Genomic DNA, 21260 nt, shown 5'->3' with positions numbered 1-21260 from the left:
CGAAGTGACGAGTATTTAGTGAGAAAAGAAAAATCGCGTGAGATGATAAAAAATCGGGGCAGCAAAACAAAGTGAATCAATCCGATCCAACACTCCCGCATGCCCTATCACCAAGGTCCCGTAGTCGTTTACGCCTCGATTTCGCTTGATCGCCGACATAGTCATCCCGCCCATGAAACCTACGAACGCCACAATGATACTCAGCAGCGCGGCTTCCCAAATCGTGAAAGGTGTGACCCAGTATAAAAGACCGCCACAAACACCAGCAGAAAGCGATCCAGCAATACATCCTTCCCAAGTTCGTGAGCTGCTGATCTCAGGAGCTACCACATGTTTTCCAGCCAATCGGCTCCAGGTCCACTGCAGTACTTCGGAGAGTTGAGAAATCAGAACGAAAAAGAAGAGTAAGCCCGCGTTGCTTCCGTTCCAAGCAATACCGTCGCTTGTGATCAGATTCAAATCGAGAATCGCCGGAGCATGCGACAACGAATAAACACAAATCAAGAGTCCAAGCGTGATCTGCGCCGAACGTTCAAGGAACTTCTTTGAGTCCCCCGCTACTGCGATTCTGGCTGGGATAAAAAGCGTTGCATAGACGGGAATCATGATACTGTACAAGTTGTAGCAGTCCAAAAAATCACCACTCGCAAGCCGCCATTGGGTCTTTCCAATTGCGATAAGGACATACTGCAAAGGTGTAAGGACAACCAGGCTCCAAAAGAGCGCGCGGTGATCGCCGCGGCGCGTCGGAGTCATAGTAATAAACTCGCGGAATGCCCAGAACGAGAGAAGTCCAAACAACACAATTGTCCCGGCGCGATGTAGTAGCAAGCCGAAAATCAAGATAACGCACATCAACCACCACACACGCAGTCGCAGCACGAACCGTTCGACGAGAGCAGGATTCATCGACGGACTGCTCTGCCGGCTCATATAGCGACCGATAAGCGTCGCGATCGCGAGCGTAATTACTACGCAGGCAAACAGGAGCAATGTCGGATAGTTCAGCCAACTGGTTTGAATTGCCCTGGGGACTACGTTGGTGGCTTGCAAGGCGGGGTCCGAAATCGCCCCTTGGCTCAGTAGAGGAATAAATACTATTGGCTTCACACAAGAACCGCAGATTTCATGGGGCTAACTCACTTGGGTTGACACACGTGCATTTTGCTTGAGAGTGACCCGATCGAAAACCCCTCGACTTTTGGATCTATCGAGGCACGATACAGATCTGGAGGCTATCAACTGGGGCTGAGAACACTAAAAACTAAGGTCTAGCGGTCTTTGAGATTTTTAACAGCCTGTCTCGCTCGATTCAAAAAGTCAGACTTCGGTTCACCGGCTTCCAAGAAAATCGGATGACCGATTGTGATCGACGACAACAAAGGTACTGGGAAAATTTCGCCACGCGGCAAAATTCGGCTTAAGTTATCCATATAAACTGGAACCAGTTCGAGGTCAGGCCGCTTCTTTGCCAAATAATAAAGGCCGCTTTTGAACTCACCCATCTCGAGGTCAGCCGATCGACCACCTTCCGGAAATACGATCAACGAATAAATGTCACCAATATTCTCGATCATCATCTCGACAGGACTGTGGTGCACTTTGATCTTCTTGCGATCGATCAACATTGCATTGAAGGACTGAGCCAAAAAGCGTTTCCACTTTGAGGCACCCCAGTAGTCAGCAGCAGCTACCGGTCGAGTCAGCAGTCGTATGCTTGGCGGCAACGCTGACCAAAGCACAACCGCATCCAAATGACTCGAATGATTTGCAAAATAGACACGCTGAGCTGTATCGGGCTGGCAGTCAATCCACCTAACCGAGTAGCCGCTTACAAGCCTAGCTAAAAGAGCGATCGACGCGCCGGTGATACGACAGGCCGTAGACCGCTGCTGCGTTGGTACGCTCGGTCGCTGTATACGACGTTCTCGAAGACTGGGGATAGTTGCGCTCAACGGAGCTTTACCAAAATGGGGGGGACAAACCTACGGCACAAGATATCAGATTCTGCGAAGGCAATTGTATTACGCTTAACTTCAAAGCGAAGTGCGATTCCAACTTATTGTTGACTACAAGCGAAAAACTATGTGCGGGCAGGCAAGATTTTTAGAAGCTCGGCTGAACCGACTGGACGGATTACTCCCCGCTCTGTGACTATTCCAGAAATCAGCTCTGCGGGCGTAACGTCAAATGCCGGATTATAGACTTCGCTTCCTGACGGTGCGGTCTGTTTGCCGAAACCACAAGTAATCTCATCCGACAGTCGTTCCTCAATCGGAATCTCTTTACCAGTCGCCAGAGTCAGATCGAAAGTACTTGAGGGGGCGGCAACATAAAATGGAATTTGGTGGTACCTGGCAAGGATCGCAACGCCGTAGGTCCCAATTTTGTTGGCTGCGTCCCCGTTAGCTGCAATACGATCTGCACCAACAATCACAGCTTGAATCTTGCCTTCACGCATTACCTGTGCGGCCATGTTGTCGCAAATTAATGTCGCGGGAACTCCGTACTGCATCAATTCCCACATGGTGAGACGCGCACCTTGCAGCAGTGGACGTGTCTCGTCCGCGTAAACGCGAATATTTTTTCCTTGCTGATGGGCTGTAATGATTGCCGACAACGCTGTCCCCAGCTCAGAAGTTGCCAAGCCACCCGTGTTGCAATGTGTTAGGACGCCCCAGCCATCTTCGAACAGATCGGCACCGAATCGCCCAATCGCTTCACACATCGCGACATCTTCCCGGTGAATAGAATCTGCCTCCTTCCACATATTTTCAAAAAGCTCGTCGCGTCCAAAGGTTTTGCAACGATCAAGCACCTGCTGCATCCTTTCCAACGCCCAAAAAAGATTTACGGCAGTCGGACGCGAACTCGCCAGATACTTCACATCGGCAGCAATCTGATCCGAATCGATCGCACTTCCTGAAAACCCCTTCGAAAGAAGGACGCCATAGGCTGCAGCGATTCCGATCGCCGGCGCACCCCTTACCTTCAACTGTTTGATCGCATCCCAAACGTTCTGTACGCAGGTGCAGTGCTCGTAGATGACTTCTAGTGGAAGCTTGGTTTGATCAAGGAGCCGAAGCGTGCACGGACCAGCAGAACGCTGAAAAGAGACAGAGCGGTAATCGGGCATTCTTGGTCCTGAAGAAAGAAATAGACGAACTCGAGGTCACTGCAATGTATCTGACATCAGCAGCCTGCACGCGACGATACTACACCAACGATTGATGGAAAGACGACAATGGTGGTGGTTGAGAGAATTTATTTTACGCAGCAGCGCGTTATTTGCGAGGCTGCGACGCACCCATATGCTGAAAGACTCGTTTTGAATCAGGGTGATCAGGGTGTAATCCGGCATCGATCATCGCCATTCGCTCCACATGCCTGGTATAAAGTTGAAAGCCGGCTAATAGTAAGCCGCCCACGACTGCGGTGAGAGGGATAAAGATCCAGATGCAAGCTGGCGAAAATAGCATGCCCCAATTTAGCTGATCCATATCTGTTTCCCCACTGCAGTAAAGTTATACGATCCGGGTATCAAGCGGCATTCGTCGAGATGTACTGGATCTTGGCGAACAAGCGTGAGAAAGCAGGATAGTAGGTCGCTGCCATGGAAGAAAGAGGCAGACGGATACCGAGAGGTATGGTTTCTTGGAAAAGGCAATAAAAAAACCCGGCAGTAAATTGCTTTACTGCCGGGCTCTAATAAACCTGATTGATGACCTCTAACTGATTATATGCAAGTCTTGTCTCACGATTGAATAGACTGTGTCACCACAGACTAAACAAAATCCTTAGAAAGGAGGTGATCCAGCCGCAGGTTCCCCTACGGCTACCTTGTTACGACTTAGTCCCAATCATCGAGCTGGCCTTCGGCGCCTGCCTCCTTACGGTTAGCTTAGCGACTTCGGGCCCTCCCAACTTTCGTGGCTTGACGGGCGGTGTGTACAAGGCTCAGGAACACATTCACCGCGGTATGCTGACCCGCGATTACTAGCGATTCCAGCTTCATGCAGGCGAGTTGCAGCCTGCAATCCGAACTGAGCAACACTTTCTGAGATTTGCTTGACCTCGCGGTTTTGCTTCCCTTTGTATGTTGCATTGTAGGACGTGTGCAGCCCTAATCATAAAGGCCATGAGGACTTGACGTCATCCCCACCTTCCTCCGGTTTAACACCGGCGGTCTCTCTAGAGTCCCCGACTTTACTCGCTGGCAACTAGAGATAGGGGTTTCGCTCGTTAAGGGACTTAACCCGACATCTCACGACACGAGCTGACGACAGCCATGCAGCACCTGTGCAAGGGTTCCTTGCGGCACTCCACCCTTTCAGGCAGATTCCCAAGCATGTCAAGACTAGGATAAGGTTCTTCGCGTAGCCTCGAATTAAGCCACATCCTCCACCGCTTGTGTGAGCCCCCGTCAATTCCTTTGAGTTTCAGCCTTGCGACCATACTCCCCAGGCGGAGCACTTAACACTTTCGCTACGTCCGAGAGGATGTGAGGGTCCCCACAGACTAGTGCTCATAGTTTACGGCTAGGACTACCGGGGTATCTAATCCCGTTCGCTCCCCTAGCTTTCGTTCCTCAGCGTCAGAAAAGACCCAGTAAGCCGCCTTCGCCACCGGTGTTCCAGATGATATCAACGCATTTCACCGCTCCACCATCTGTTCCGCTTACCCCTGTCTCCCTCTAGCCCTGCGGTTTGAAGCGCAATTCCACGGTTAGGCCGTGGGCTTTCACACCTCACCTGCAGAGCCGCCTACGAACTCTTTAAGCCCAGTGATACCGAATAACGTTTGGAGAGCTCGTCTTACCGCGGCTGCTGGCACGAGCTTAGCCTCTCCTTCCTCCTAGAATCACTCAAATATAGGGGAGTACCCCAATACCTTTGTTCCTCTACGACAGCGGTTTACAACCCAAGGGCCTTCATCCCGCACGCGGCGTCGCTCGGTCAGACTTTCGTCCATTGCCGAAGATTCTCGACTGCAGCCACCCGTAGGTGTCTGGCCAGTGTCTCAGTGCCAATGAGGCTGGTCATGCTCTCACACCAGCTACCCATCATTGCCTTGGTGGGCCATTACCCCGCCAACTAGCTAATAGGACGTGAGCTCATCCTCGGACGGAATCACACCTTTGGTCCGCAGACATTATCGGGTATTACCGGCAGTTTCCCGCCGCTATCCCCGGTCCGAGGGCAGATTCTCACGTTATCCTCTCCCTTTCGCCGCTGTCCCTGTATTGCTACAGTTCTCGCACGACTCGCATGCCTAATCCACGCCGCCAACGTTCATTCTGAGCCAGGATCAAACCCTTCACTTTTGTTTTCATTCCTATTACTTGCGTAACAGGTTTGCTTTTTAACCAAAGGAAGGCAATGAGCCTTTGCGTCGGTCATGGTCATTACCCGACGACTTATAAAATACTAACAAAACTTACTCAGCAGGAACTTGCGTTCCTGTAAGAAACTAACGTTTCACATAAGAGGTCATCTACCAGATTGTCAAAGATCAAATTGAGTGTCTTGCGACACTTTTTCTCGCTTTGAAACAGTTTTCCGTTTCTTGGCGGGTCGAACATCTTACCGCCAGGTATCGGCTACTGTCAACACCAAGTTCAACTTTTTATTCGAGTCGTTCTTGGCGTCCGGTCGGCAGTTGACTGCTTCCCGTCAGCGAGAGGCAAGAAGATACGAATGGTGCCCGCAATTCGCAAGGGGCAGTTCGTGCTTTTGACAAAAAAACTTTTTGAGATCTTAAAGCACCCAGCTGATGCTCTATCTTTCGACGCCCCCACTTCGTTCCCCTCTGCGATTACAAACTCGCTTCCCAAGCCATGAACCCTATCCAACCGAAGTCGAATCGTGTGAGAATCGCCTGCAGCAATAGTTAACGCTCGAATCGTTTACAAACCCACTCACGATACGTACGCGAATCACCCGCATGATTGACTTGGCCTGCAAACTCAACCCAAGCAGCGTAAAACCTATCTCCGGCAATTGACCGGAAATCTCCGCCAGTCCTTCCGATAAGAAATGTTGCGTGCTTGTGGCCATTTTTTGGTTAGGTCTCACGCGACAAACGAATGGACCAAGAAAAGGGTTGCAATCACAGTAATGCCCGGGGAAACAACCGTCATTCCTGCCGACTTCGACGATGAACTCGATTTTGCAACTGATAGAACAATGATTCCAGTGTTTGATTAGCCACAAAATTAGGTATTGTTCAACCGATGTTTCGCAGTCAAGGTTCCGCTTCTACTGACGCCGCTATCGAAGCGGCTCTCGAGCGAATCCGTAAGATTTCGAGCTCGGGTGAGCAAGCGTCTGATGTTGCCACGGATCGGCTTGCGCAGTCGGCGCAGGTCGATCGTATGTCGGCAAACGCTGTTGAACTTGCTGCGTTTGACGCATCCCAGGAGGCTTCTCAGGGCAGAACCGGCCAAGTCAAACCTTCGCAAAAACCGGCTGCTGTCCCCGCTGATCGATTTGCGCCCTTTCGACTCACCGGCGACCGAACTGAGCCCCTGCTGCCGATCGAACCGCCTAACTTGGATGCCGCGGGACTTTCCGACCGCACGGTCGAAGAACTGGCGGTCAAATATTTATTTAACGTTGGGCAGGCTACCGGACGGGCCATTGCAGATCAGCTTAGGTTGCCGTTCCGCTTGGTCGAACCAACCCTTTTGCGGCTCAAGTCGCAGCAATTCGTCGGCTATATCGGCTCGACTGCCGTTCATGACTATATTCACGTGCTGACCGACGCCGGACGCGATCGAGGGCGACGCTATAATCAAGCCTGCACTTACTTTGGCGCGGCCCCAGTCCCTCTTGAAAACTACATCGAATCAGTCACGCATCAGTCGGTTGAGCGTCAACATCCCAACCGCGAAGACCTAACAAAAGCTTTCTCGGACTTGCTCATTCCTGCTCGACTGCTCGCACGCCTCGGCCCGGCAATCAATAGTGGTAGAGGCATGTTTCTCTATGGCTATCCTGGTAATGGAAAAACCAGTATCGCCGAACGCGTGACGCGAGCGTTCGGCGAGTACATCTGGGTGCCCCGGGCCGTTGCCCAAGACGGCGCAATCATGCGCATCTTCGACCCTCAAGTCCACGACGAATGCCCACACGCTAGCAACGATGGAATCCTGGACAACAATCCATGCGATCGTAGATGGGTGCGTATCAAACGCCCTACCATTATAGCGGGCGGCGAACTTACCATGGAAATGCTGGAAGTCTCGCACAACTCCGAAACCAATATCAGTGACGCTCCACTGCAACTCAAGAGCAACTGTGGTGTTTTGTTAATAGATGACTTTGGTCGTCAACGGATGACTGTCGATGAACTCTTGAATCGTTGGATCGTGCCGCTCGAAAAACGTTACGATTTTCTCAGTATCAGCGGCAGTAAAAAAACACAGGTGCCGTTTGATCAGTTGGTAATCTTCAGCACCAACTTAGAGCCGAAAAGCCTAGTAGATGACGCGTTTTTACGTCGTATTCCATATAAAATCGAAGTGCCTAATCCCAGCGAAGAAGCGTTTCGCAAACTTTTTGAGATCATGGCCAAATCGCTTAAGATTCCCTACGACGCCGCATGTATCGATTATTTGATCGAAAAACATTACAAACCGTTTAACCGCCCATATCGCAATTGCCATCCTCGCGATTTATTGTTGCAAATTCGCTCGTACTGTTTCTATAACTCCCAGCCGATGCAGATGCGTCCTGAGCTGTTTGACTTCGCCGTCGATAACTACTTCTCAATTATGTAGTTCTCCCTTGGCAGACGGACTTAACCCCATAATCTAGCGGAAATCGATCGACTTCGCGAACAGTTGGTCGCTCGCTCAAGGGTAAAAAGTCAACGGTTTTTTCTTGAGGCTGCCTCAACGTACGACATAGCGAGTTCTGAGGTTGGTTGTCCCTATGGTCAAAACTGCAATTCAAAATCTTAGGAAAATGTTTACGATATAAGAGTGAGCTTTCGCCATGCTAATCCTACTATGGAGTCACCAAAGTCCGTGGATCAATCGAAGAACCGCAATCATTCGCACAGCGCCTATCATCTAGCTTGTTCCCTTATTCCTGGCGGCGTGAACTCGCCAGCGCGAGCATTTGGTGCTGTAGGAGGTGAACCGATCTTCATGGCGCGCGCCAAAGGGCAATATCTGTTTGATATCGATGACAACCGTTACCTCGATTACATCGGTTCGTGGGGACCAATGATTGTTGGGCATGCTCATCCGCATGTCGTCGAAGCGATTACGAAAGCAGCACAGCTTGGCACGTCATTCGGCGCACCAACCGAGCGTGAATCGCATCTAGCGGAATTGATTCGTCAAGCTGTGCCGAGCATGGAGAAAGTCCGGCTAGTTAACAGCGGTACGGAAGCCACGATGAGCGCCATTAGGCTTGCGCGAGGTTACACCGGACGAAACAAGGTCGTGAAGTTTGCCGGTTGCTATCATGGCCATGTCGACTCACTATTAGTCGCCGCCGGATCCGCTGCGGCTACGCTTGCTGTCCCTGACTCTCCAGGCGTAACACCTGGCACCTCCGCAGATACGATCGTCTTGGATTATAACAATCCTGATGCTTTGACCAACGTATTTGCAGTTCAAGGCAGCGAAATTGCCGCGGTTATCCTCGAGCCAATTGTTGGTAACATGGGTACGGTTTTACCGTCCAAGGCATTCCTTGATACGTTGCAGACGCTGACCAAACAACATGGTGCGCTGCTGATTTTCGATGAAGTGATGACCGGATTTCGTGTTGCCCACGGCGGCGCCCAGAGTTTGCTGGGAGTGAAGCCTGATCTTACAACGCTTGGGAAAATAGTCGGTGGTGGGCTGCCACTGGCCGTCTATGGTGGTCGTGCGGAGATTATGAATAACGTTCTGCCAGCGGGAAAGGTCTTTCAGGCGGGAACGCTGAGCGGTAACCCCTTAGCCACGGCAGCGGGGATTGCGACGCTTGAGCTTCTGCGCGACGAGAGTCCTTACGAGCATCTAGAAAAACTCGGTGCCAAACTCGAATCAGGTTTAGCGGCAGCCGCGACGAAGGCGGGGATTCCGAACGTTGTACAGCGAGTTGGCAGTATGATGACGTTGTTCTTTAACGATCAGCCTGTGGTCGACTGGCCGACAGCGAATAGGTCGAACCGTCAATTGTTTGCAAAGTATTTCTGGGGGCTGATTGAAGAAGGCGTCTACATGCCCTGCAGTCAGTTCGAGGCGCTTTTCTTTTCAAGTGCACATACGATGGAAGACATCGAGCTAACCATTCAAGCCGCCGAACGCGTAACAGCGAAACTGTGAGCTAAAGACCGGAATACGCAGAAAGCCAACGATTCATGCCTAGCTTGATTGGGTGTGGATCAGCGAAAATTAATGTTCTCACAAACCAACGCTTCAATCTTGTTGACGAACGCTAGCAGCGCAAGTTCAACATTTCTTTAGCGAGCGGTCGTGCTGCTGGCACGCTTCATCAGGCAGTTTCTCTATTTTGTAGCCCAGGGAACGCGAGTTGCGACGGTTTTTGTCGTCCGATCTAAACTCAAGTAACGAGGCAAAAAATGGAAGAAGCGAACGAAAATCAGATCTTGGTGGCCGAGTATGTGGATCTGGAAAACGCGAAGCAAGCTTTAGAAGTTTTAAAGAACCAAGGCGTTACACTCGATCACTTGTCGATCGTATCGCGGTCGGACGATTCGACGCTCAATAAGTTGCGAGACGAATCCCTTATAAAGGAGCAAAGTGCGGAAACGGCTTCGAAAGGAGCCGCTATCGGAGCAGCCATCGGTGGGGTGTTTGGAGCTCCAATGGCTGTCGCAACGCTAATCGGGCCCTTCTTCCTCTTAGGACCAATCGTCACCATGGGCGCCGGTGCTGCATTGGGCGGGCTCTTGGGGGCGGCCAGCCACTGGGGTGTTCCCAGAGAAAAGATCGAGGAATATGAACGGCACGTTGAGGAGGGGCGAGCTCTTGTGATCGTACAGCCCGGCCAGCGAGTGCCCGATACGAAAGCAGCTATTCTGACGACTGAACCTATTTCGCTCGAAAGGTTCGACTTCAAGAACAGTACCACGTAACCGCTTGGTGATTTGTCTGCGGCTCCTTGTAGCCGGAGTTGAATTACAAAACGGAAGTAGTCCGATCGCCGGAAATGGAATATTCTGTAGCGACATCTAATCAATGTCCTTCCAGCTCAATTCCGATCGATGACCTCTACTACTTGCACGCCAAAAAACACAGATTCTGACCGGCAAGATGCCGCTGTGCTTAATATCTCTGCTTACAAATTCGTCCGTCTAGAACAATTGGACTCGCTTCGTGGTGAGCTTAAACAGCTCGCAAACCGATACGAACTGAAAGGAACGATTCTGCTCGCGAGTGAAGGGATCAACCTGTTTGTTGCTGGCGAGGCGGAAAATGTGCGTCCGTTTTTGGACACGTTGCAGCGAGATGAGCGGTTCTGCAACCTGCCGATTAAAGAAAGCTGGAGCGAATCACAACCTTTCAATCGCATGCTAGTGCGACTGAAAAAAGAGATCATTGCATTCGGCGTCGATTCGGTCGATCCTGTGAGCGCACCGAGTCGGAAGATTTCGGCGGCGCAATTGAAGCAGTGGCTGGATGAGGGTAAAGAGGTGACGCTGCTGGATACTCGCAACACTTATGAAGTGGAGCTAGGCACATTCGAAAACGCGGTTGATCTGCAGATTGATCATTTTAAAGAATTTCCAGCGCGAGTCCTCGAGCTACCGGCAGAGTCTCGAGATAAGCCGATGGTAATGTTTTGTACGGGGGGAATTCGCTGCGAGAAAGCGGGGCCTTACGTCGAACAAGCCGGTTTCAAGGACGTATACCAACTGGATGGTGGAATCTTACGTTACTTTGAAGAATGCGGAGCGGCTCACTACCAAGGCGATTGTTTTGTTTTTGACGATCGTGTAGCGGTCAAGCCAGATTTGGCGCCCTCCGGAGCCGTACTGTGTTATGCATGTCAAAGTGTCTTAACGGCGGAAGAACTCGTTTCGCCGAAATACAAAGCTGGCAGTTTCTGTCCGCACTGCTATAAAACGGACGACGAACGCAACCTAATCGATCTTGCAAACCGCCAAGCTGCCATCGACAAACTGGCGGAGGATTTGCCCGGGTGCCGACCCTACACGAATGTTCGTCCAATACATATTCCACGGCGATTGGCCGGTTGTACCTTGGCCGAATGCTTGACCGAACTCTTTCCACAAGTCGATGCTCAAACGTGGGTCGAAGAAACAAATCGAGGCTGGCTTCGTACGCCCGGCAATGAAGTTCAAAAGAGTGCGCACGAGATTGATCCGCTGGATGCGCCGACTGAAGTACCGTCGCTTGATCGGATCATGCAAGAAGGACAGCGGATTGATCATCTACAACCCGGCTGCATTGAACCAGCCGTAGATGGCCGGATAAGAATTGTTTACCAAGATGAACAACTGATCGTGGTTTCTAAGCCAGCTGGTCTCCCTTCTCATGCTAGCGGCCGATTTAATCGAAATACACTCGAGTATTTGATGGGCCAAGTCTACTATCCCGAAAAGATTCGGTTGACGCATCGCTTGGATGCCAACACGAGCGGCTTAATGGTTTTGGCTCGCAGATTTGCCGCTGCCAAGTCACTACAGCAACAATTCACGGAAGGCTCTGTGGCCAAACGTTACATTGCGCGAGTACATGGACAGCCCCGTGAAGATCAATTCTCGTGCGCAGCGAAGATTGCTCGCGATTGCGGCGAAGGTGGCGTGCGAGTTATTGACGAAACGCACGGTTTGGATGCAATCACAGATTTTCAAGTCATCAAGCGTTGCGATGACGGTACCACGCTAGTTCACGCTTTTCCCAGGACAGGTCGGACCAATCAAATTCGTTGCCATTTGTGGCACCTAGGTCATCCGATTGTGAACGATCCTGCTTATTTGCCGAACGACGCAACGGATGTAAACTTCACGTTACCTCAAGGCCAGCCTTGCATGTGTCTGCACGCCGCAGAAGTTGAGATTACTCATCCAAGAACGGGAGCTAGAGCTTCGTGGCAGAATGCGTCTCCCTTTTGGGCAAGTGAAGGCGATCGCATATGAACAAGCCGCTTTTCATAAGCTTTGACGGAATCGACGGATGTGGCAAGTCGACTCAACTCCAGTTGTTTGCAAGCCATCTTAGAGAAAAAGGCATTGACGTCGTATGTTTTCGCGATCCTGGAACAACAAAGTTGGGTGAGGCTGTACGTGAAATTTTGCTGCACCGGGAAGATATTCCGCTTGCCATGACAACAGAAATGTTACTTTATATGGCTGCCCGCTCGCAGTTAGTAGCCGAGCAGATACACCCTGCCCTATCAGCCGGAAAGACAGTATTGTGCGATCGATTCCTACTGGCGAATGTCGTCTACCAAGGGTGCGGTGGCGGACTAGACGTCGATCAATTGTGGCGCGTAGGCGAAGTCGCTACCGGTGGACTCAAACCTGATTTGACCGTCGTCTTGGATCTCGACGTGAGCACTGCCATGATGCGTGTCGGAGATGTTCAAGACCGGCTCGAAAAACGCGGCAAGGAATTCTTTGAGAGATTGAGACTAGGCTATTTGCACGAAGTCTCCAAAGCGGGAACTTACATCATCTTGGATGCGAGTCAGAGTGTCGACGCTGTTTTTGCGGAGCTTCTGAGCAAAATCGAGGCAGAGACTGCACTCAACCCGTTGTGATGTGCAGTAATATACCCTGATGCATGGCACCGCAGATCCTGGCGGATGCGGTGGCCGAATCGCAAAGTGAAGTCTGGGGACTAAATGATTTCGCGCAGCGATTCTTCAAGCTTGCGGATTTGCAGATGCACTGGCTCGAGATCGGGATAGATCGCGATTGCTTGGCGAAAGTAATCGAGTGCGGCGCGTGGACGTTCCATTTCTAAGTGACATTGCCCTAGCCCGACAAACGCCATGTATTCGTAAGGGTTTACAGAAATCGCGCGTTGGCAATCTTCAATCGCCGCTTCAATTTCGCCCGTTGCATAATAGGCAAGAGCACGTTGGCAAAAGGCTTCTGGAAGCGCTGGATGCGTTTGCACTAACTTTTCAGCCGACTCCAAAGCGGATTCGTACTCTTCAGCAGCCAATTTGGAGACGATTGCATCTAGCAAGTTTCGGCCCATAGGAGTTGCCGTACGCGACCAAATTGCTTTGATAGAATCATCAGCTATCAATCGCACAGCTCGATCAGAATCCGCCAGTAAGCGTCCCACGGCGTCGATCGCTCGACGGTCGCCCAAGATCCCGAGTGCCAGTGCAGCAGCACGTCGCGCCGTTGCATCCGTCGACCCAGTTAATCGGATTAATGTGGAAACGCTATAACTTAACGCAACATCTCGAACAAACCCAGCCGAATCTCCATCGGTTAGGTATACTTGATAAAAAGATAAAATCTGGGGCGGTCGATTGGATCGCGGCACCATAACACTCACAAGCGGTTAGCATTCGTAGAAGCATGTCATCGTTGCGTTGGCGGCTTGCAGAGCTTACCGCGGTCCATGCATTTCCATCCGCTCATCCTGAGCCGATCTCAGTCTAGTTACGCATAAGTCGTCAGACAATGTATCGTTCCATAACACCACCATGTTTTCCATCTGCCAGGCGAGGTTCGCTAGCGATCGCGTGTGTCGTTTTGTCGCTTCAGATGGTCGTTTTAGTGGCGTTATGCCCGTGTTGTTTTGCCCAAATTACCCATCCTTATGCTGCCAAACCATACGAAAGTAGCTTCAAAAAGATACAAAAAAATTTTGGACAATTGCTCAGCGGTGTCACTCTTAGGACATCACTTACGAGAATTAGCGAGAATGTCGACGTACCGATTTGGCTAGACCGCCGCGTTGATGGCGAACAACTCGTTAGCATCTCACAGCAAGAATCGACCGTCGGAGAAACTCTTGACCAGCTCGCTGAACAATCGAACACAAAGGTTGTTTGGTTGAATGGCGTTTTGTATGTCTGCCGATTGGAAAATGCACTCCAAGTTCAACAAACGTTTTGGCAAATTTCCACCGCTTCAAACGGAAAGCTTTCCACACAGTTTTTACCGGCCGTTGCTTGGGACACGCCCAGTGAACCACAAAAACTGCTCGCAGAAATTTTTGGCCAACAAGTAATAACCCTTCAAGGCCAAGATTTGATCGAGCACGACCTGTGGGCGCCTCGGAAGCTGCCGTCGTTAGATATGGCTACCTTATTAACGGCGTTTCTAGCAGGTTTTGAACTGTCGATAGAATTTACTAATGACACAACATTGAAGATTGTAAAATCGAAAACTCCGGAGCAGTTTTTTGCATGGCCTTACGAACCAAGCGTTATACGTTCAATTCCCAAAGACAAACAAACGCAGTGGCAGGAAAAATGGAAAGAGCAAACCAAATGGCGGACTCAGGGTAAATTTCAATGGCTGCAGGCGCCCGTTGAAGCTCATCGCGAATTGATTACAGCGACAATTAAAACAACTGAGCCACGCAAAGTTGAAAGTAAGCGTGACAACCGACGATACACTTTGCAACTGCGAGGGCGTCTGGAAGATGTGCTGCCACCGCTGCTTCAACAATTGCAACTTGCGCTCGCTGCACCGCTCAGCCAAGAGATTGGCAATCGCACAATCGATATCCAAGCCAAAAACGTCTCTATCGTTGAATTGCTAGATCAGATTGGGAAGGCTGCCAACTGTACATTGACTCTCAACGACAGCAGCGTAACGGTTGTCAGTGATTAAGAAATCGCATCGTTTCCGTTGAGAATGCTGTGGCACGGACTATTTCACGGCGGCCGGTCGATTCGATTGCCCTTTAACGCCAGTCAAGCTATCGCCGAGTTCTAATCGCATCGTGGCGGCTAGTTTTTGGAGTTTTGAAACGACATCTGGATGCTCGGTCGACAAGTCGTGAGTTTCGGCAGGATCAGCTTGTAAATCATAAAGAGCAAGTGCTTGTTGGGCCATTCTGTAGCCGTGCCGCGAAGCGATCCCATCAACACCGCTCTGCTCTATGGAGGCTGGTTTCAAGTCTCCCCAGCCAGCAGGCCTGCCGTCGGTCCGAGTTTCGCCGTTCACTTCTAAATATGGATGTGGCAAATGGAGTTTCCACTTTCCCGAACGTATCGCCTGCAACTCGCTTCCAGAATAGAAATAGAGAGCTTCGCGGGTAGAATCGTTTGCGTCAGGCTGTCGGAGGGCTTGAGAAATATCGACGCCATCGATCTTCTTAGTGGGCATAGGTGCGTTTGCCAAAGCGCATAGTGTAGGCAAGAGATCAATTGAAGAGACCATGGCATTCGATGATTTTCCAGCTGGAATTTTGTCTGGCCATGCAGCAATCATCGGCACACGCACGCCTCCTTCGAAGCTAGTAAGTTTGCCTTCGCGGAGTGGGGCTGCACTGCCTGCGTGCGAACCGTAGCTTAAGAATGGTCCATTGTCGCTCATTAGAAGGAGGATCGTGTCTTGCTCGTGCTCTGTAGCATGTAAGGCTTGCACGATGGCCCCGACGGACCAATCAAGTTCAGCCAAGACGTCCGCATACAGGCCGCGTCCTGTTGATCCTTCGAACCGCTCAGAAGCGAAAATGGGAACGTGTGGCATGACATGAGGGACATAACAAAAAAATGGTGCATCACCCGCGTTCCTGATAAAGTCGATTGCGCGCTGCGTGATACGTTGAGTAAATTGTCGCTGATCGGGATCCTCTTCGATTACCTTCCGATCCTGATAGAGTGGCAGCGGCGGCATTTGATCGGCGAGTACTGGATGGTATTTTGTGTTGTCATTGGAATAGGGAATGCCGAACCAAGTATCAAACCCATTATCGAGTGGATTAAACAGTTCGGGATTGCCCAGATGCCACTTACCAAACATCCCTGTCTTGTAACCGACTTCGTGGAGTAGTTCTGGCAGCAATTTCTCGTCTGGGTTGATGCCATTGCGACTGGTGTGATTCAACGCGCCTTCCAAGCCGACTCGATTGGCATAGCATCCCGTCAGCAGCGAGGCACGTGAAGCAGTACATACAGCTTGGGAAACATAAAAATCGGTGAACTTTGTACCCCGCGCTGCGACAGCGTCAATGTTTGGCGTAGCGACGCTCGCTTCACGAAAGCATTGAAAGTCACCGTAACCCAGATCGTCAAAGAAGATCAGCACAATGTTAGGACGTTCCGCGGCATGAAGAAGAGAATACGGACACGCGAACATTAGGGACAAAAGCGTCGCGAAGGCAAGCCGACTCATTGCATATACTTCCGAAGTTTGGTGAGTGGAAAGTTCATATCTTAAAGTACGCAGCGCGTAAGATCGACCTCCCTAAGGTTTTTGATAATTTTTAAGCTTAACAAGCAACCACTGCCCCGCCTCACTCTAGGGAGGGAGATTGTAGCGAGGGTTGGCTCAAGTGCATCGACTTGGCCTTCGCACGTGGAGTGTGACGCTCTGTGCATAGCAGCGTTCATGGCAAGGTCTGTCTTCCCTAGTTGGAGTTGAGTGCTGCATGTCAACTAAGATCGCATCTTCTTTGCAATTCCATGAACGCTGGTCCATGAACGCTGGTCCATGAACGCTGGTCCATGAACGCTGGTCCATGAACGCTGGCTCAAATAGCGCAATTTCGATTCTGATTTAGGATCGATTTCGGAGAGTCGAACATTCGCGCAATTTCTCGAATTCTTAATTGAACGCGAGTAGCTTGGTAGTGATGAATTGTTAGTGTAACAGAGTAAGCAGATATAGATGTGTCGAGCTGTCTACGATTACCTTGTGTCATTTCGAAACGACTAACGATGAATCTTCGCACTGATGACGTCGCTGGAAACTTCCGTCGACGAGCAGGAGACAGCGCTCGACTACATGCGTGGCTCGGCTATGCAGTCTCTCCCACGGTCTTGACGTTGCTGTTGCTGAGTATCGTATTGTGGATTGCGACAGGCAGCCTTCTTGTGCTCCTGTACTTGCTAAGCTACGCATACCACTTTCTCAATTTGAATGCCGTCATAGGAAGGCGGTGTCAGCATGAAGAGTATATGGTGCAGTCAATTTTGTTTCGAACGATTGCCTTTTTGATACTCGCAGTCTTGCTCGTACCTTACGTCTTGCGCGAATCGTCTTCAATCTTGCCATGGATTTTGATAATTGTTGGAACGGTATTACATGTGTGGGCGGTTTGGGCAATGGGGTTGCATGCAACCTATTTTGCGAGTGAACTGAACCGAAGTTCTTCCAAGCAAACTTTTCGCGCTGGCTTTCCATATGATTGGATACCGCATCCTATGGCAAGCGGAGCGGTGCTTCAATTTGTTGGCCTCTATCTTTTGTCGCCTGACTTTAACGAAGATTACCCTTACTTGCTTCTCGGGCACATCTTCTTAACTGTTGTGACGGTGCTCGTTGAGCAGTTCGATTTTCACTTTGAAGACTACTTTTATCACGCTAGGTCCGGCCGTTTTACTAATGGACTAGAGCAAGATGTCATTGATAAGATCCGGGATTGGTCCTTGGACTACTTCCAGGAGGATTTGAAAGCAGCGTATTCGGTGCATCGATACATAAAAACACTGCCACCTGATATTCGTACTCAAATTGATGCCGTCAGGTACGCAGATCAGCTAACTGAACAAATCCAACAAGCGTTTCCCAAAGGACGCATTTTTCCGATGACGATGACCGACGAGATCTATTTGTCGCGATACAACTTAGATCGTGGTGGTGACCAGGGCCTATTTGACAAGCACTATGATGGAAACCTTCGCTTCTTGCCAGGCATTTCCGTCGTGCGATCTTTGATTTATTTATCTTCGAGCGACGACTTGCAACTGCATTTTGGCACGAGTGGTGTTCGTGCAAATATGAAAACTTACGATTTTGGTTTGCTCGATTTTCACAAAGAGCTCCACTGGGTTGTAGGAAATTATGATCCTAACAAGCCACCGCGTATTTTGCTCAAGTGCAATTATTTGGTCGATCACGTTGGAATCGGCTCTTATCGATGGATTTGCCTCAACTTGAATCTCGCAGTTTTCTATTCTGTACGAGCAGCGATGGAGTACAGCAAAAGCCCGAAGACGATCGCTCAAAAGTGCATTGGTCGGCTCTGCAACACCTTTCGACGACTAAACAACGTTAGTCCAGCAATTCCTATCACTGTCATATTGTTCTTCGCGGCTTTTGCCGTGCGATTCTTGGTTGTGTTTGTAAGCTGAGCTACGGAGACGCATCCCAATTTTTCGTCCTGATGATGATCGAAATGTGTTGATGGATCAGCTAGATTCCTTTCGTGATTGATTCTTGCGTGATGCAGTCCGCCGTTCGCTTCTAACGTGAGTACATCCTAAACCCACGCGCCTTATGGAAAAAGAATTGAGAGGGGACTTCTGGCCTCGCATTCTATTCAGTTGCCGAGTTCACTGTTAAAATTCTCAAGGCTTGAGGGAGAACAACGGTGGCAAGAATCGCTCAAACAAATCGATATTGCGAGTACAGTCAGTCAATTTTAAAAAAATAGTTACCACCGAGAGCTTGAGCGGACTCTATCGGCGGAAGCTTTCTGAGGTTGCCGGTGGATAGACAACAGTTTTTGAAGCTGATCACATTTTCGATTCTTGGTCATTCCTGTCAGGTTGAGGCAGAGGAACCACGCGGCAACGGCCAAGGGCATCGCAAGCGGCGGGTTATTGTCATTGGGGCCGGGCTTGCTGGATTAGCGGCAGCAAAGAAACTTCAAGCGCAGGGGCGAGATGTTCTGGTCGTCGAAGCTCGCGACCGGATCGGTGGCCGCATATTCACAAGTACCAAATGGAAAGGCATGCCACTGGATCTTGGTGCTTCTTGGATTCATGGCGTCGATGGCAATCCGCTCACGGCAATAGCAGATGAAATCAAAGCAAGGAGATTGATCACCCGCTATGAAAACGCAGCCACCTACAATACTGCAGGCCATCCAATGAGCGGTGATGACGAAGAACTGCTGAGTGACTTGCGTGCGCAAGTTTACGAAGCGATTGAGTTCGCCCAGGAGCAGGATGAAGATGTTTCTCTGAGGCAAGCAATTGCACCTGTAGTCCGAGATTTTAAAGCGGCATCGGAAGAGTCGCGATTCGTCGATTTTATCCTCAGCTCCGAGTTTGAACAGGAGTATTCCGGTAGCGCATCAAAGCTGTCTGCGCATTGGTACGACCATGCGAAAGAGTTCGGCGGTGAGGATTCCATTTTTGCTCAGGGCTTCGGGGCCATAACCGACTCGTTGGCCAAAGGACTCAACGTGAGATTGGGGCAGATCGTGCGAGAAGTTCATTGGGGCTCTTCGACTGTGCGAATTGTCACTCAGGATTCTAAATTTGAAGCGGAACATGTGCTAGTTACTTTGCCGCTCGGCGTGCTACAAGCCGACAACGTTGCCTTTTCTCCGGCACTACCTCGCGTTAAAAAAGAAGCGATTGCCAAAATAGGCATGGGTGTTTTGAACAAGTGCTACCTTTTGTTTCAAGAACCGTTTTGGCCGAAAGACATCGATTGGTTAGAATATGTTCCAGGCGTCCATGGAGTGTGGTCGGAGTGGGTCAGCTTCTGGAGGGTAGCAAGACAACCAGTGCTGCTGGGCTTCAATGCGGCGGGTCATGGCAGAGAAATCGAAAGCCTGTCGGATGAAGAGACTGCAGACAGCGCTATGCAGACGTTGAGGACCATCTTTGGTAATGGCATTCCCAAGCCTATCGATGTTCAAGTTACGCGGTGGGCGAAAGACTCGTTTGCGTTGGGATCTTACTCATTTAACGCTGTCGAATCGACACCAGGCATGCGAAAGAGATTAGCTGAATCGCTAGAGAGCAAGTTGTTTTTCGCAGGGGAAGCCACAAGCTCAGCCTACTTCGGAACCGCGCATGGAGCATATCTTTCTGGCTTGCACGCGGCCAAAGAGATTCTAGATAGCTGAAAAGGTGATTCGGAGAATTGGCTGCGGCTCCCCCGACTTTCATCGTTGTCTTCTACGATATTGAATGGATTCAAATATCGTGAACTGATCCGAATTCTAGATGCGTTCGCAACTTACTCGTGCTTAATCACAGGCAATGGCGCAGCGATTTGGTCGTTCGTGCTTGGGAAGTCAAATCCGAGATAATCAGCAACAGTTGCGGCCACCTGAGCCTGTTGGTATCGATTTCCTTCATCAATTCCGGTAGCGCTAAGGCCTGGTCCAAATGCAGCAAGCCAAATGTGTTCAGAACCGGGCAGTTTGCTTCCGTGACTTTTCCACCCTTCCCGGCCGTCGCCACGACCATGATCGGTAGCAATCAGGTACAACGTTTGGTTGTGATATTGAGGAATCGACTGTGAAGTTTCCCAGATCTTTCGGATGATGGCGTCGTTCTGCTGCGCTGCGAGCAGATAGCGATCGTATCGCCCCTTGTGAGCCCAGTCGTCTGTTTCGCCTAGTGAAACGTATAGTACGCGAGGATGTTTCGTCGTCAGTTCTTCGATCGCACCAGCGGCTGTAAAAGCATCGTATCGAACGCCCTCCCATTCATGAAACATGTTTTGTGCAACAAAATTGTAGGCTTCCAATTTTGCAGGATCGCCAACTGTTAGTGGCATCCATCCGGCATTGACTGGAATGCCACTGCGGCGGTCATTGATGATGAACGGAAAAACGTCCCACGAGCAATAGGCTGCTATGCGATTCTGGAATCCCTCTTTCCTATGCAACCATTCAAGCACTGTAATGTTTGTGTTGTACTTCTTATCGTTACTATCAACTTTCGGATCAGCCGCACCAGTGAGGATCTCGTTATATCCTGGATACGAGAAATATTGATCATTGGTGACGCTTACTAAACTATCAAGATTCAAATCTCCGGCAATCCACCCTTGGTCCGACAAACATCGTTCCCACAGAAAAGGGAGCAGAATTTCACGGCGTTCCTTTGGCGACTCACGCCAGAACTCTTGCTCAAGTTGCGATGGATCTTCAACACCGTTCTCTTTTACCATCAGCCGTTGATCGGCTCCGCTGAATACTTCTTCGCTTCGTAGGCCGTCGAGCGTAATCAGAATCACATTGCGATTTTCGTAGTTAGTCTGTCCAAAGGAGCAGCTTGAAAGGCAAACAACTTCAAGAATTAGACATGCAGTGAACAATCTCAAGTATCGGAGGAAATTTAAATTCATAGCTGAGTATAATTTCATGGTTGGAATTTTCGATG

Annotated in this window: 15 protein-coding genes and 1 rRNA gene; 8 read left to right on the top strand and 8 right to left on the bottom strand. The window is 50.2% G+C overall.

Features of this window, described 5'->3' with window-relative positions:
- Window positions 1-15: 15 nt before the first annotated feature.
- The 5 genes from SH451x_RS20575 to SH451x_RS20555 form a co-directional block, all read right to left on the bottom strand.
- Window positions 16-1110 (bottom strand): phosphatidate cytidylyltransferase, encoded by a 1095-nt coding sequence (locus tag SH451x_RS20575; RefSeq protein WP_479358991.1) that lies wholly within the window; start codon window positions 1108-1110, stop codon window positions 16-18.
- A 161-nt stretch (window positions 1111-1271) separates the two neighbouring features.
- A complete protein-coding gene (locus SH451x_RS20570; RefSeq protein WP_479362924.1) occupies window positions 1272-1871 on the bottom strand; it encodes a lysophospholipid acyltransferase family protein in 600 nt (199 codons plus the stop codon).
- Between the two features lie 212 nt (window positions 1872-2083).
- Window positions 2084-3136 (bottom strand): S-methyl-5-thioribose-1-phosphate isomerase, encoded by a 1053-nt coding sequence (mtnA, locus tag SH451x_RS20565; RefSeq protein WP_479358989.1) that lies wholly within the window; start codon window positions 3134-3136, stop codon window positions 2084-2086.
- A gap of 148 nt (window positions 3137-3284) precedes the next feature.
- On the bottom strand, window positions 3285-3500 hold the full coding sequence (locus SH451x_RS20560; RefSeq protein WP_479358988.1) for a hypothetical protein: 216 nt from the start codon (window positions 3498-3500) through the stop codon (window positions 3285-3287).
- A 301-nt stretch (window positions 3501-3801) separates the two neighbouring features.
- Window positions 3802-5323: ribosomal RNA gene (locus SH451x_RS20555) — 16S ribosomal RNA — on the bottom strand.
- A 909-nt stretch (window positions 5324-6232) separates the two neighbouring features.
- On the opposite strand from SH451x_RS20555, the gene SH451x_RS20550 reads away from it, so the two are divergent.
- From SH451x_RS20550 to tmk, 5 genes are all read left to right on the top strand, one after another.
- Window positions 6233-7780, top strand: coding sequence for a DUF8689 domain-containing protein (locus tag SH451x_RS20550; protein ID WP_479358987.1), 1548 nt, complete (start codon window positions 6233-6235; stop codon window positions 7778-7780).
- A 231-nt stretch (window positions 7781-8011) separates the two neighbouring features.
- Window positions 8012-9325 carry a glutamate-1-semialdehyde 2,1-aminomutase gene (gene hemL, locus SH451x_RS20545; protein WP_479358986.1) on the top strand — a complete coding sequence of 438 codons (1314 nt, stop codon included), beginning with the start codon at window positions 8012-8014 and terminating at the stop codon, window positions 9323-9325.
- A 257-nt stretch (window positions 9326-9582) separates the two neighbouring features.
- Window positions 9583-10098 carry a hypothetical protein gene (locus SH451x_RS20540; protein ID WP_479358985.1) on the top strand — a complete coding sequence of 172 codons (516 nt, stop codon included), beginning with the start codon at window positions 9583-9585 and terminating at the stop codon, window positions 10096-10098.
- Window positions 10099-10227: 129 nt separating this feature from the next.
- Complete coding sequence (locus tag SH451x_RS20535) at window positions 10228-12126, top strand: sulfurtransferase (RefSeq protein WP_479358984.1); 1899 nt, start codon at window positions 10228-10230, stop codon at window positions 12124-12126.
- The gene (tmk, locus tag SH451x_RS20530; protein WP_479358982.1) at window positions 12123-12749 is read left to right on the top strand and encodes a dTMP kinase; all 627 of its coding nucleotides are present in this window, start codon (window positions 12123-12125) and stop codon (window positions 12747-12749) included. The genes SH451x_RS20535 and tmk overlap by 4 nt, the downstream gene beginning before the upstream one ends.
- An 80-nt stretch (window positions 12750-12829) precedes the next feature.
- Here tmk and SH451x_RS20525 read toward each other — a convergent pair whose 3' ends face one another.
- Window positions 12830-13495, bottom strand: coding sequence for a tetratricopeptide repeat protein (locus SH451x_RS20525; protein WP_479358981.1), 666 nt, complete (start codon window positions 13493-13495; stop codon window positions 12830-12832).
- Window positions 13496-13632: 137 nt separating this feature from the next.
- Here SH451x_RS20525 and SH451x_RS20520 point away from each other — a divergent pair, with 137 nt between their 5' ends.
- Window positions 13633-14793: a hypothetical protein gene (locus tag SH451x_RS20520; protein ID WP_479358980.1), complete on the top strand. Its 1161-nt coding sequence runs from the start codon at window positions 13633-13635 to the stop codon at window positions 14791-14793.
- Window positions 14794-14832: 39 nt separating this feature from the next.
- On the opposite strand, the gene SH451x_RS20515 is transcribed toward SH451x_RS20520, so the two are convergent.
- Entirely contained in the window at window positions 14833-16302 is a 1470-nt protein-coding gene (locus tag SH451x_RS20515) for a sulfatase family protein (RefSeq protein WP_479358978.1), read from the bottom strand.
- A 545-nt stretch (window positions 16303-16847) separates the two neighbouring features.
- On the opposite strand from SH451x_RS20515, the gene SH451x_RS20510 reads away from it, so the two are divergent.
- Together SH451x_RS20510 and SH451x_RS20505 are read left to right on the top strand one after the other, a co-directional pair.
- Window positions 16848-18263, top strand: a complete 1416-nt coding sequence (locus SH451x_RS20510; protein WP_479358977.1) for a methyltransferase — start codon at window positions 16848-16850, stop codon at window positions 18261-18263.
- A 356-nt stretch (window positions 18264-18619) separates the two neighbouring features.
- Complete coding sequence (locus SH451x_RS20505) at window positions 18620-19993, top strand: flavin monoamine oxidase family protein (RefSeq protein ID WP_479358976.1); 1374 nt, start codon at window positions 18620-18622, stop codon at window positions 19991-19993.
- Window positions 19994-20106: 113 nt separating this feature from the next.
- Here the strand turns inward: SH451x_RS20505 and SH451x_RS20500 are convergent, their stop codons facing one another.
- Window positions 20107-21243, bottom strand: coding sequence for an alkaline phosphatase family protein (locus SH451x_RS20500; protein WP_479358975.1), 1137 nt, complete (start codon window positions 21241-21243; stop codon window positions 20107-20109).
- Window positions 21244-21260 lie beyond the last annotated feature (17 nt).

It is taken from the genome of Njordella aestuarii (genome assembly GCF_056494165.1).
Note: the sequence above shows the minus strand (reverse complement) of the source record. Positions and strands in the feature narration are given on the sequence as shown.